The following is an 11665-nucleotide window of genomic DNA, read 5'->3' as shown; positions in this document are numbered from 1 at the left end:
TTTCATGCCGGGAGAGCGTTGAAATGAGCAAGCCTGCCAAGACCGAAGCCGAACTCATCGCCATGGCGCGAGCCGAATTGAAGGCTCATGTCGATGGCCCGGACGACCTCGCCATCTCGATCGTCCGCGACGGCGACAGCTGGGAGTTCCGCGCGGATGCCGACCAGGCCACGCGGGACCGGGCAGGCTTCCCGGAGAGCGTCGCCATGCTGGTGCAGATCGGCGATCACCTCAGCAAGCAGTATGACGTGACGGGGTAGGGGGCGGGCGTAACCGCGCGCAGCGCGGCCCGACCGTTGCCACGCTTTCGGTGTGGAGCCGCAGCTACCCCCCGTAACTCTGCACCAAGCTCCCTGCCACCAGCGACCAGCCGTCGACCAGCACGAAGAAGATCAGCTTGAACGGCAGCGAGATCGTTGCGGGCGGCAGCATCATCATGCCCATCGACATCAGCACGGAGGCGACGACGAGGTCGATGATCAGGAACGGGAGGAACAGCAGGAAGCCGATCTCGAAGGCGCGCTTCAGTTCGGAGATCATGAAGGCGGGGACGAGAATGCGCAGCGCGAGGTCGTCGGGGGTTGCCGGCGGCGGCTCGCCGGAGAGATCCAGGAACAGCTTGAGGTCCTTCTCGCGCACGTTCTTCTGCATGAAGCCGCGCAAGGGGACGGAGGCGCGCTGGAGTCCGTCCTCGACGCCAAGCTGGTTGGCGACCAGCGGGCGGATGCCCTCGTCGTAGGATTTTTGCAGGACGGGGCCCATCACGAAGAAGGTGAGGAACATCGCGAGTGCGATGATCACCGAATTCGGCGGCGCGGTCGCCGTGCCCATCGCGGTGCGCAGCAGAGACAACACGACCACGATGCGCGTGAACGACGTCATCATGATCAGGATCGACGGCGCGATCGACAGCACCGTGAGCAGCGCGATGAGCTGGATCGCGCGCTCGGTGACGCCGCCACCGCCAGCACCGCCGCCGCCGAGATTGATGCTGATGTCCTGCGCATGCGCAGGCATCGCGAGCGAAGCCGCGGCGATCAGGACAGAAAGAAAAACAACTCTACGCGGGAGGGCCGGCAGTCTCACGAAGACGGCTTCGGACGGCCGAGCAATGAGGCCATCTCGTCTTCGAGATTTTCAAAGCTGGTCTTCTCCGCGGCCGGCTTTGCCGGCGGCGCCGGTGGTGCCGGCGGTTCGCTCCGTGCGGCGCGCGGCGGCGGCGGAGCGGGCGGCTCCGGCGCAACCGGAGGTGCGACGGTCTCGCCGGCCGGGCGGCGAAGCGCGGCTTCGAGCCGCTGCGCCATCTCGGCGAGATTTTGCTCGGCGTTCGAGGGCGCGGCAGGAGCGGGGGCCGGCGGCGGGACAGGCGGAGCCTGCGGCACGGGCGGCGGAGGCGGCGGCGCGGCCGCGCGCTCGGTGCGCACCGGCGGAACCTTCACCGGCTCGCTCTGGCGCGGCGGACGCGGCATCAGCGGCGGCTCGTTGCGGGCAACGCGCGGCGGCATCGGTTCGGGGCGTGGCTCGCGCTCGGGGCGCGGCGGCACGAGCGGCTCCGGGTTGAAGCCGGCCAGTGGCGGCTCGTTGCGGCGCTCGGCCAGCGCGGGAGCGGGCCGGCGCACTTCGTCGGCGAAAGAGGGACGTGCGGGCCGCGGCGGCGGCTCGGGCATTTGCGGCTCGGGATGATCGAGCAATTCGGGCCGCGGCGGCGCTTCGTCGGCCCAGCCGCTGGTATCCGGCATCGGCGCAAGGCGCGGCGGCTCGGCGGCATTGGGACGCTGCGGAAGCTGGTCGCGGCCGGACGCGGCGCGCACGATGTTCGGCTCGACGACGATGTCGGTGGGGCCGCCGATCATCAGGAGATGCTCGACATTGTCACGCCGGACCAGCACCAGGCGACGCCGGCCATCGACCGCAGCGGCATCGATCACGGCGAGCCGGGGCATCCTGCCGCGCTGGGTGTTGGCACCGAGCCGGCTGGTGGCGAATCGGCGAACCAGCCATGCAGCAACGCCGATCAACGCCAGAACGACGATGAACGCGACGATGAAGGTGATAGGGCTGCCTTGCATACTTGTCCCCGACAAATGGCGCTTTTCTCGAGCCCATGGTCAGATGCGCCAACCATCGGCGTGGGATGCCCCAAAACTGCGATTTCTTAACGTCCCACGGCAAGTTTTGCCGTCCCCAACTCTTAATAACCCATGAATCGCCCGATCCAAAACGACTTCTTGGCCTGTAGATGGCCCGCCAAACGGTTGGGTTAATGCCACTTTTGGATGCGTAGAATCACGGGGTGGCAAAGTCGTGTCCCGCCAAGAGACATCCCCTGATGCCATCTTTAACCACCTGTTAACCATACACGCGGCAAATTCTGCCTAGCTTCGGGCCTTTGGTCCGAGAGGCGGAAGGAGCCGCAACGATGTCCATCAACGACCTCCCGGTGCTGTCGGCGCTGCGCACCAAGATGCAGTGGCACCAGGAACGCCAGCGCGTCCTGTCCGAGAACGTCTCCAATTCCGACACACCCAAATTCCGGCCGCGCGACCTGGTCGAGCCTAAGCTCGACAAATCAGGCGCCGTCACGGGCTCGATGGGCCCCCTGGCGCTCACCCGCACCAGCGGCTCCCACATGACACCGTCGGGCGCTGCCTCGAGCTTCGACCAGAACAGGAATGCAGGTTTCGAGACCCGCCCCGCGGGCAACGCCGTCAATCTCGAAGAGGAGATGATGAAGGCCGCCAGCAACCAGATGGACTACGCGGCGGCCACCTCGCTCTATTCGAAGAGCCTGCATCTGCTCAAGACCGCGATCGGCAAGGGCTAGAGCTGAAGGAAGCGCATCATGGCGAATGACAGCAGCGACTTTGCCCGCTCTATGGCGATCGCGACCTCCGGCCTGCGCGCGCAGGCCGGGCGCATGCGGGTGATCTCGGAGAACATCGCGAACGCGGATTCGACCTCGCAGACCGCAGGCGGCGATCCTTACCGGCGCAAGGTGCCGACTTTCTCCTCCGCGCTCGATCGCACACTGGACGCACAGGTCGTCACCCTCGGCCGGATCAAGCCCGACCAGTCCAACTTCCGCACCAAATACGAGCCGAACAATCCGGCGGCGGATGCGACCGGCAACGTGAAATATCCCAACGTGAACTCGGTGGTCGAGATGACCGACATGCGCGATGCGCAGCGGTCCTACGAGGCCAATCTCAACATCATCAGTGCGACGCGCCGGATGATCCAGCGCACGCTCGACATCCTCAAGAGCTGAACAGGACAATTAAGCCATGGCATCACCGACAATCGCCGCCAATGCTTATGCCAGCCTCGCCCGCGTGCTGGAGAACAGCGGTGCCGGCAAGGGCAGCGAGGCAAGCGGGCAATCCTTCGCTTCGCTGCTGAAAGACGCTGTCGGCAGCGTCATGGAGTCCGGCCGCAAGTCCGACGCCCAGACGGTGGCGATGGCCGCCGGCAAGGCCAACGTGATGGACGTGGTGACGGCGGTCGCCGACACCGACGTCGCGGTGTCCACGCTGGTCTCGGTCCGCGACCGCGTGATCGCGGCCTACGAAGACATCATGAAGATGCCGATCTGATTTTAGGCACGTCATTCCGGGGCGGTGCGAAGCACCGAACCCGGAATCTCGAGATTCCGGGTTCTCGCTTCGCGAGCCCCGGAATGACGAAAGTTACTGAAAGTGAGAAATCGACAATGACCGGCCCTGAAACCCTCGACGTCGCGCGTGATGCGATCTGGACCATCGTGATCGTGTCGTCGCCGCTGATGGTGGTCGGCCTCGTGGTCGGCGTCGTGGTGTCGCTGTTCCAGGCCCTGACGCAGATCCAGGAGCAGACGCTGATCTACGTGCCGAAGATCTTGGCCATCTTCGCCACCATGCTGCTGGCACTGCCGTTCATGGCCGACGCACTCCATGCCCACATGCTGCGGATCTCGTCGCGAATCATCGGCGGCTGAGGCACAATGCGCCCGTCATGCGCATCGACGTCTCGCTGCTGCCGGCGCTTGCCGCTTCCTTTATGCTCGCCTTCGCCCGGGTCGGCGCGATGGTGATGCTGCTGCCGGGGCTGGGCGAGACGAATATCCCGACGCGGGTGAAGCTGGCGATCGCGCTGATGCTCACGATGATCATCCTGCCGCTGCATCGCAACGCCTACCACGTCGACATGGGCTCGATCGCGCCGCTCCTGGTCCTGATGCTCCATGAGATCGTGATCGGCATCGTGCTGGGGGCGACCGCGCGCGTGACGTTGTCGGCGCTTCAGGTCGCGGGCGCCGTGATTGCGCAGCAGATGGGGCTCGGCTTCGTCACTTCGGTCGATCCGACTCAGGGACAGCAGGGCGTGCTGGTCGGCAATTTCCTGACCATGCTCGGAGTGACGCTGCTGTTTGCCACCGACAGCCATCATCTGGTGATCGCGGCGCTGAACGACAGCTACACGATCTTCGCGCCCGGCGAGACCGTATCGAGCGGCGACGTCGCCTCGCTCGCCACGCGCGCCTTTTCGGCTGCATTCCTGCTCGGCCTGCAGCTTTCCGGGCCGTTCCTGGTGTTTGGCCTCGTCTTCAACATCGGTCTCGGCGTGCTGGCGCGGCTGATGCCGCAGATGCAGGTCTATTTCGTCGGCGTGCCGCTGTCGATCTTCGCGGGCTTCCTGGTGCTCGCCGTGGTGCTCACGGCGATGATGGGCACCTACCTCGATTACTTCATCGGTGTCATGCACCAGATGATGCCGTTGAAATAGGTGATCGATGGCGGAAGACAACGATCCCGAGAGTCAAACAGAAGACCCGACGCAAAAACGTCTCGAAGAGGCGCTCGAACGCGGCGACGTCGCCAAGAGCCAGGAGATCAACACCTGGTTCATGATCGCGGGCGGAACGCTTGTGGTCTCGACCTTCTCGGGCTCGGTCGGCACCGGGCTGATGGCGCCGATGCGCAACCTGCTTGCCAATTCCTGGATGATCAAGACCGACGGCAGGGCTCTGCTCGCGCTGATGCAGCAGATCGAAGTCGCCGTGCTCGCGGCGGTCGGCGTGCCCCTGCTGATGCTGGTGCTGGCGGCGATCGCCGGCAACATGCTCCAGCATCGCCTGGTCTGGTCGGCCGAATCCCTGAAACCCAAATTCAGCAAGCTGTCGCCGGCCGAGGGCCTCAAGCGCATCTTCGGCAAGCAGGCGGCCGCGAACTTCCTCAAGGGGCTGGGCAAGCTGGTCGTGCTCGGCGCGGTCATGACCATGGTCCTGTGGCCGGAGCGGCATCGCATGGAGGCGATGGTCAAGCTGGATCCGATCGCCATGCTGGGCGCCACCACCAGCATGACCATCCATCTGCTCGGCGCGGTGGTCGCGGCGCTCGCGATCATCGCCATCGGCGACTATTTCTTCCAGTATCGCAGCTGGTTCCAGCGGCAGAAGATGTCGCTCCAGGAGATCAAGGAAGAGTTCAAGCAGTCCGAAGGCGACCCGCACATCAAGGGCAAACTCAGGCAATTACGCCAGCAGCGCTCCAAGAAGCGCATGATGGCGGCGGTTCCCAAGGCCTCCGTGATCATCACCAACCCGACCCACTATTCGGTGGCGCTGTCCTACGAGCGCGGCATGTCGGCGCCGATCTGCGTCGCCAAGGGCGTCGACAATCTCGCCTTCAAGATCAGGGAGATCGCGCGCGAGCACGACATCCCGATCGTCGAGAACGTGCCGCTGGCCCGGGCGCTCTATGCCACCGTCGAAATCGACCAGGAAATCCCGACCGAGCATTACCATGCGGTCGCCGAAGTCATCGGCTACGTCATGCGGCTGAAGCGCGGATTCGGCGCCGGGCGGTGATAAAACACCCGAAAATCACCGGAAATGGCCGTAATCTGGGAATCAGAGTACCTTTCAACCGTGCTGCCCTTGCGCCTGCGGGTCCTGATGAGGCAGGGAAGGCCCCGCGCGCGCCGCAGCGCGTTGATTCTGTGCCAACAGGCTGCGCCAGCTTGAGATGACTGCTGAGACCGACCACGACCTCACACGCGAGCCCGTTGCGACGCACGAGCCGTCGCCGCGCTCGGGCAGCATTGCGCTGGTGCTGCTGGTGGCCGCCGGCCTCATCGCCGTCGCCATCGGGCTGATGACGCTCGGGCGTGCGCAGGCGCAGCCCTATATCCTCGGCATCCTCGCCGTGCTGGCGATGGTCGGCCTGTTCAACCTGTTTGCCTTCGCCGCCGGCATCATCCGCTTCGCCGACCGCAATCTCGATGATCCCATCATCGGCCGCATCTCCGATCACTCCTTCGATGGCCTGGCGGTGACCGATCCGCGCGGCCATGTGGTCTATTCCAATGCGGCCTACCTGACGCTGACCGGCGCTACCGGCCCGCAGGAGGTGCGCCCCGTCGAGCGCGTCTTCATCGGCAACCCCGATGTCTCCGAAGCCGTGTTCCGCCTGCTGAAAGCGGCGCGCGAAGGCAAGCGGCAGCAGGAAGAGGTGCGCATTTCCGGTCAGGACGGCAGCCAGGGCCGCTGGCTGCGCATGCGCGTGCGCCCTCTCGGCAGCGGAAAGCGCGAGGCGAAATATGCGGTGTGGTCGATTGCCGACATCACCCGCGACCGCGAGCGCCAGGAGGACGTGTTCCAGGAGCTCCAGCACGCGATCGAATATCTCGACCACGCGCCCTGCGGGTTCTTCTCGGTCAATCCGGCGGGCGAACTCGCCTATGTCAACGCGACGCTGGCGAACTGGCTCGACTACGACCTCGCCGAGATCGGCTCCGGCGGCCTGAAGCTGGCCGACATCGTGTCCGGCGACGGCGCCTCGCTGCTCAGCTCGATCGTGGCCGTGCCGGGCGAGGTGAAGACCGAGGTCTTCGACATCGACCTGCGCATGCGCACCGGCAAGACCATGCCGGTGCGGCTCTATCACAAGCTCGCCTTCGGTGCCGATGGCGCGCCGGGGCCGTCGCGCACGCTCGTCATCAGCCGCGCCCGCGACGAGCGCAGCGATCCCGACCGCGCCGCCGAAGTGCGCTTCATGCGCTTCTTCGATCATACGCCGATGACGATCGCGACCGTCGACCGCGGCGGCAACGTCGTGCGGGCGAATGCGCGCTACGCCAAGCTCGTACAGGGCCTCGGGCTCGACAGCGCCAGCAAGTCGATCTTCCGCGCGGTCAATGCGCGCGACCGGCACCTGCTGATCGCGGCGATCAACCAGGCCGCCGAAGGCCAGGCGGACATCGCGCCGGTCGAGGTGGCGCTGGAGGGGACCAAGGACCGCTGGGGCCAGTTCTTCGTCACGCCGGTCGACGCGGCCGAGAACGACGCGGAAGCCGCCATCGTGCACATGCTCGAGACCACCGAGCGGCGCGCGCTGGAGAACCAGATCAACCAGTCGCAGAAGATGGAGACGGTCGGCCAGCTCGCCGGCGGCATCGCCCACGACTTCAACAACGTGCTTTCCGCCATCATGATGGCGAACGATTTCCTGCTGAACGCGCACAAGCCGACCGATCCGTCGTTCCAGGACATCATGCAGATCAAGCAGAACGCGACGCGCGCCGCGACGCTGGTGCGGCAGTTGCTGGCGTTCTCGCGGCGGCAGACGCTGCGGCCGCAGGTGCTCGACCTCGGCGACGCGCTGTCCGATCTCGCCATGCTGCTGCGCCGGCTGATCGGCGAGAAGGTCAAGCACGAGACCATCCACGGCCGCGATCTCTGGCCGGTGAAGGTCGACGTCTCGCAGTTCGAGCAGGTGATCGTCAACCTCGCGGTCAACGCGCGCGACGCCATGCCCGACGGCGGCAAGCTTATCATCCGCACCGCCAACGTCACCGCGGAAGAAGCCGCCAAGCTCGCCTACAAGGGGATGCCGGCGGCGGAGTATGTGCGGATCGAGGTCGCCGACACCGGCACCGGCATCCCCGCCGACATCCGCGACAAGATCTTTGAGCCGTTCTTCTCGACCAAGGAAGTCGGCAAGGGCACTGGCCTTGGTCTTTCGACGGTCTATGGCATCGTCAAGCAGACCGGCGGTTTCATTTACGTCGACTCCGAGCCGGGGCAGGGCACCTCGTTCCATATCTTCCTGCCGCGCCATCACGCCGAGCCGGAGGTGCAGGAGCAGCCCGCAGCAGTGGTCAGCGCGACCAATGGCGCCGCGAAGGAGACCGCACCTGCGGCGGCGGAGGCCAAGCCGCGCACCGATCTCACCGGGCAGGGCACCATCCTTCTCGTCGAGGACGAAGAGGGCCTGCGCGCGCTGAACGCACGCGGCCTGCGCTCGCGCGGCTACACGGTGGTCGAGGCCGAGAACGGCGTCGAGGCCATGGACGTGCTGGAGGAGCAGAGCGGCGCCATCGATCTCGTCGTCTCCGACGTCGTGATGCCGGAGATGGACGGCCCGACCTTGCTCAAGGCGATGCGCGAGAAGAACCCCGACATCAAGTTCATCTTCGTCTCCGGCTACGCCGAGGACGCCTTCGAGAAGAGCCTGCCCGAGGGGCAGCAGTTCGACTTCCTGCCAAAGCCGTTCACGCTGAGCCAGCTCGTGGCGGCCGTGAAGGAGACGATGGCAAAGGCGGGGTGAGGCGCAAGAGCTCCTCGCGATGACGGGGAGAGAGCCGCACCCTCAACGACAATGACGAGGAAAAAGCGGAATTTCCGCCCCGAATCCGCCGGTACCCCGCGACCGCAGTTCCCCCCGCGCATCCGGCCAAACCCCCGCCAAATATGGGCTTTTGCCACATCCCCGCGACTGAGGGCCGCAGCCATAGGTTCCGAAACCGGCTTCACTTTTCGGGAAGTCTGCCCATGTTAGGGGCACGTCCCCATGCCGGGGATTTGGGAAACGCACATGACTTTCTCGCAACGCTCCCGCACTCTCTTCAAGACCATCGCCGTCGTGCTGGCGCTTGCGCTGCCGACTGCGCTGGCGATCTCGTCCGCTGACGCGCGCGTCGGTGGCGGCATGTCGTCGGGTTCGCGCGGCTCGCGCACCTATTCGGCGCCGCCGTCGACCACGACCGCGCCGGGCTCGACGTCGCAGTTCAACCGCACCTACACCCAGCCGGGTGCAGGCATGAATTCAGCCGCAGCTGCGCCCGCGCGCGGCGGCCTGTTCGGCCGCGCCGGTGGCTTCATGGGCGGCCTTGCGGCCGGCTTCCTCGGCGCAGGCCTGCTCGGCATGCTGTTCGGCGGCGGCCTGTTCGGTGGCCTCGGCGGCCTGTCGTCGATCATTGGCCTGATCATCCAGATCGCGCTCGTGGTGCTGGTGGTCCGCCTTGCGATGTCGTGGTGGCAGCGCCGCCACACGCCGCAGACGGCCTATGCCAATGCTGACGCCGGCGCCGGTCCGGGACCGCAGCCGAACTCGAACTATCGCAGCGGCCTCGGTGGCGGACTTGGCGGCGGCCTCGGCGGCTTCGGCTTCGGCGCCAACAACGCGCCGCTCGAGATCAAGCCTGATGACTACGAGGCGTTCGAACGCCTGCTCGGCGACGTCCAGACCGCTTGGTCGAACGAGGACGTGGCCAAGCTGCATACGCTCGCGACGCCGGAGATGGTCTCCTATCTCGAGCAGGACCTTAACCAGAACCGCGCGCGCAACGTCGTCAACAAGACCAGCAACGTGAAGCTGCTGCAGGGCGACCTCGCGGAAGCCTGGCGGGAAGGCGAGACCGAATACGCCACGGTGGCGCTGCGCTTCGCGCTTACCGACAAGACGCTCGACCGCAACACCGGCGCGGTTGTCGCCGGCAGCGAGCAGCCCGGCGAGGCCACCGAGGTCTGGACCTTTGCCCGCCGTCCCGGCAGCGGCTGGGAACTGTCGGCGATCCAGCAGACCAACTGATCGCGTCCGACATGAGAACCCAAGGCGTCGTGCTTCCAGCACGGCGCCTTTTTCTTTTGGACGTTTCGCATCGCGGCGTCGGAATAAGCGGGCGCGCGTCGGGTTGAATTCAGACGGCCAACGACAAACACAATTGGGAGGACAAGATGATCCGTATCGAGAGATCCGTGACGATTTCGAGCCTCGCGCTCGCCAAGTCCGTACTTCTGATGGCGTTGCTTGCGGCGCCGTCGGCGCAAGCGCAGTCGGCCGACATGACGTTTTTCGTGACCTCGAACGGCCCTGGCAAGGGCGCCGATCTCGGCGGCCTGGAGGGTGCTGATGCGCAATGCCAGAAGCTTGCACAGGCCGGCGGTGCCGGCGCCAAGACCTGGCGCGCTTACCTCTCGACGCAGGCCGCCGACGGCAAGCCGGCCGTCAACGCCCGCGACCGCATCGGCAAGGGACCGTGGCAGAACGCCAAGGGGGCGGTGATTGCCAAGGACGTGGCCGACCTGCACGGCGCGGCCAACAACCTCACCAAGCAGACCGCGCTCAGCGAGAAGGGCGAGGGGATCAACGGCGTTGGCGACCAGCCGAACCGGCATGACATCCTCACGGGATCGCAACCGGACGGCACCGCGTTTGCCGGTCCGGACGATCGCACCTGCAAGAACTGGACGTCGAGCACGCAGGGCGCCGCGATGGTCGGCCATCTCGATCGCCGGGGCCTGCGCGACGACGAGCCGTCAAAGTCCTGGAACAGCTCTCACCCCTCGCGCGGTCCTGACGGCGGCTGCTCGCAGGCCGATCTGAAGAGCACCGGCGGCGACGGCCTGATGTACTGCTTCGCGTCGAATTGAGGCGCTGAGCTCTCGCCTCCGTCGTTGCGAGCGCAGCGAAGCAATCCAGAGTCGCTCCGCGGCGGCAGTCTGGATTGCTTCGCTGCGCTCGCAATGACGGAGTATGCAGAACCGCCGGCCCGTCTCGCACTGACGGAACCTTAGGCTGCATGTTACATTGGCTCCGTTGCTTCCACGCTCACGGACCCACCCATGAAGTACGAGCTCTACTACTGGCCCGAGATCCAGGGGCGCGGCGAATATGTGCGGCTGGCGCTGGAGGAGGCGGGGGCCGCTTATGTCGACGTCGCGCGCGGCCCGCGCGGCACCAGTGCGATGATGACGATGATGGATTCGCACAAGGGCACGCCGCCCTTTGCGCCGCCGTTCCTGAAAGCCGGCAAGCTCGTCATCGGCCAGACTGCCAACATCCTGCTCTATCTCGGCGCCCGCCACGGCCTCGCACCGAAAACGGAAGCCGGCAAACTCTGGGTGCACGAGCTCCAGCTCACCATCACCGACCTCGTGGTCGAGATCCACGACACCCATCATCCGCTCGGGCCTTCGATGTACTATGAAGACCAGAAGTCGGCGGCGAAGAAGCGCACCGCCGATTTCTGGAGCGAGCGCGTCCCGAAATATCTCGGCTATTTCGAAGGGCTTCTCGCGGGCAATGGCGGGGCCTATGTCACCGGTCGTCGCCTGACTTACGTCGATCTCTCGCTGTTCCAGATCGTCGATGGGCTGCGCTACTCCTTCCCCAAGCGCATGAAGGCGTTCGAGGGAGATATTCCGGGCCTCGTCGGCCTGCACGATCGCGTCGCCGCGAGGCCGAATATCAAGGCTTATCTGGCGAGCGAACGCCGAATTCCCTTCAACGAGCAAGGCATCTTTCGTTGCTACAAGGAACTCGATTGCTAAAGCGCTTTCAAGAAGGACTCTAGCCGGTCCGGAGGGAGGCTGGCGGCAGCCTCCGTTCCGGACCGGCCGTTTCGG

Annotated in this window: 13 protein-coding genes; 11 read left to right on the top strand and 2 right to left on the bottom strand. The window is 65.7% G+C overall.

From position 1 onward, the window contains the following. Nucleotides 1-23 precede the first annotated feature (23 nt). On the top strand, nt 24-260 hold the full coding sequence (locus NLM15_RS29375) for a hypothetical protein (protein WP_254121250.1): 237 nt from the start codon (nt 24-26) through the stop codon (nt 258-260). 64 nt (nt 261-324) lie between these two features. On the opposite strand, the gene fliP is transcribed toward NLM15_RS29375, so the two are convergent. Both fliP and NLM15_RS29365 read right to left on the bottom strand, forming a co-directional pair. Then, nucleotides 325-1086, bottom strand: coding sequence for a flagellar type III secretion system pore protein FliP (gene fliP / locus NLM15_RS29370; protein WP_254121248.1), 762 nt, complete (start codon nt 1084-1086; stop codon nt 325-327). Continuing rightward, complete coding sequence (locus tag NLM15_RS29365; RefSeq protein ID WP_254121246.1) at nt 1083-2069, bottom strand: flagellar biosynthetic protein FliO; 987 nt, start codon at nt 2067-2069, stop codon at nt 1083-1085. The genes fliP and NLM15_RS29365 overlap by 4 nt, the downstream gene beginning before the upstream one ends. Nucleotides 2070-2419: 350 nt before the next feature. On the opposite strand from NLM15_RS29365, the gene flgB reads away from it, so the two are divergent. The 10 genes from flgB (at nt 2420) to NLM15_RS29315 (ending at nt 11590) form a co-directional block, all read left to right on the top strand. Next, entirely contained in the window at nt 2420-2824 is a 405-nt protein-coding gene (gene flgB / locus NLM15_RS29360) for a flagellar basal body rod protein FlgB (protein ID WP_166342601.1), read from the top strand. Nucleotides 2825-2842: 18 nt separating this feature from the next. Then, nucleotides 2843-3268 (top strand): flagellar basal body rod protein FlgC, encoded by a 426-nt coding sequence (gene flgC / locus NLM15_RS29355; RefSeq protein ID WP_007602149.1) that lies wholly within the window; start codon nt 2843-2845, stop codon nt 3266-3268. A gap of 16 nt (nt 3269-3284) precedes the next feature. Beyond that, nucleotides 3285-3593: a flagellar hook-basal body complex protein FliE gene (gene fliE, locus NLM15_RS29350; protein ID WP_254121244.1), complete on the top strand. Its 309-nt coding sequence runs from the start codon at nt 3285-3287 to the stop codon at nt 3591-3593. A 116-nt stretch (nt 3594-3709) separates the two neighbouring features. Beyond that, nucleotides 3710-3973 (top strand): flagellar biosynthesis protein FliQ, encoded by a 264-nt coding sequence (gene fliQ, locus NLM15_RS29345; RefSeq protein ID WP_063697870.1) that lies wholly within the window; start codon nt 3710-3712, stop codon nt 3971-3973. Between the two features lie 17 nt (nt 3974-3990). Then, on the top strand, nt 3991-4761 hold the full coding sequence (gene fliR, locus NLM15_RS29340) for a flagellar biosynthetic protein FliR (protein ID WP_254121242.1): 771 nt from the start codon (nt 3991-3993) through the stop codon (nt 4759-4761). Nucleotides 4762-4768: 7 nt separating this feature from the next. Then, nucleotides 4769-5845 (top strand): flagellar biosynthesis protein FlhB, encoded by a 1077-nt coding sequence (gene flhB / locus NLM15_RS29335; protein ID WP_254121240.1) that lies wholly within the window; start codon nt 4769-4771, stop codon nt 5843-5845. Nucleotides 5846-6002: 157 nt separating this feature from the next. Then, nucleotides 6003-8585, top strand: coding sequence for a cell cycle histidine kinase CckA (cckA, locus tag NLM15_RS29330; protein ID WP_254121234.1), 2583 nt, complete (start codon nt 6003-6005; stop codon nt 8583-8585). A gap of 243 nt (nt 8586-8828) precedes the next feature. Then, a complete protein-coding gene (locus NLM15_RS29325) occupies nt 8829-9848 on the top strand; it encodes a Tim44 domain-containing protein (RefSeq protein WP_254121231.1) in 1020 nt (339 codons plus the stop codon). Nucleotides 9849-9994: 146 nt separating this feature from the next. Beyond that, complete coding sequence (locus NLM15_RS29320; RefSeq protein ID WP_254121229.1) at nt 9995-10690, top strand: lectin; 696 nt, start codon at nt 9995-9997, stop codon at nt 10688-10690. Between the two features lie 192 nt (nt 10691-10882). Next, nucleotides 10883-11590, top strand: a complete 708-nt coding sequence (locus NLM15_RS29315; protein ID WP_254121227.1) for a glutathione S-transferase — start codon at nt 10883-10885, stop codon at nt 11588-11590. The last annotated feature ends 75 nt before the right edge of the window (nt 11591-11665 follow it).

It is taken from the genome of Bradyrhizobium sp. CCGB20, assembly GCF_024199855.1.
In the GTDB taxonomy this organism is placed as follows: Bacteria; Pseudomonadota; Alphaproteobacteria; order Rhizobiales; family Xanthobacteraceae; genus Bradyrhizobium.
Note: the sequence above shows the minus strand (reverse complement) of the source record. Positions and strands in the feature narration are given on the sequence as shown.

Bases quoted from the DNA above. Each gene is read 5' to 3' on its own strand.
- flgC (WP_007602149.1), top strand. From the start codon at position 2,843: ATGGCGAATGACAGCAGCGACTTTGCCCGCTCTATGGCGATCGCGACC.
- NLM15_RS29315 (WP_254121227.1), top strand. From the start codon at position 10,883: ATGAAGTACGAGCTCTACTACTGGCCCGAGATCCAGGGGCGCGGCGAA.
- cckA (WP_254121234.1), top strand. From the start codon at position 6,003: ATGACTGCTGAGACCGACCACGACCTCACACGCGAGCCCGTTGCGACG.
- NLM15_RS29325 (WP_254121231.1), top strand. From the start codon at position 8,829: ATGCCGGGGATTTGGGAAACGCACATGACTTTCTCGCAACGCTCCCGC.
- fliQ (WP_063697870.1), top strand. From the start codon at position 3,710: ATGACCGGCCCTGAAACCCTCGACGTCGCGCGTGATGCGATCTGGACC.
- flhB (WP_254121240.1), top strand. From the start codon at position 4,769: ATGGCGGAAGACAACGATCCCGAGAGTCAAACAGAAGACCCGACGCAA.
- NLM15_RS29365 (WP_254121246.1), bottom strand. From the start codon at position 2,069: ATGCAAGGCAGCCCTATCACCTTCATCGTCGCGTTCATCGTCGTTCTG.
- NLM15_RS29375 (WP_254121250.1), top strand. From the start codon at position 24: ATGAGCAAGCCTGCCAAGACCGAAGCCGAACTCATCGCCATGGCGCGA.
- NLM15_RS29320 (WP_254121229.1), top strand. From the start codon at position 9,995: ATGATCCGTATCGAGAGATCCGTGACGATTTCGAGCCTCGCGCTCGCC.
- fliR (WP_254121242.1), top strand. From the start codon at position 3,991: ATGCGCATCGACGTCTCGCTGCTGCCGGCGCTTGCCGCTTCCTTTATG.
- fliE (WP_254121244.1), top strand. From the start codon at position 3,285: ATGGCATCACCGACAATCGCCGCCAATGCTTATGCCAGCCTCGCCCGC.
- flgB (WP_166342601.1), top strand. From the start codon at position 2,420: ATGTCCATCAACGACCTCCCGGTGCTGTCGGCGCTGCGCACCAAGATG.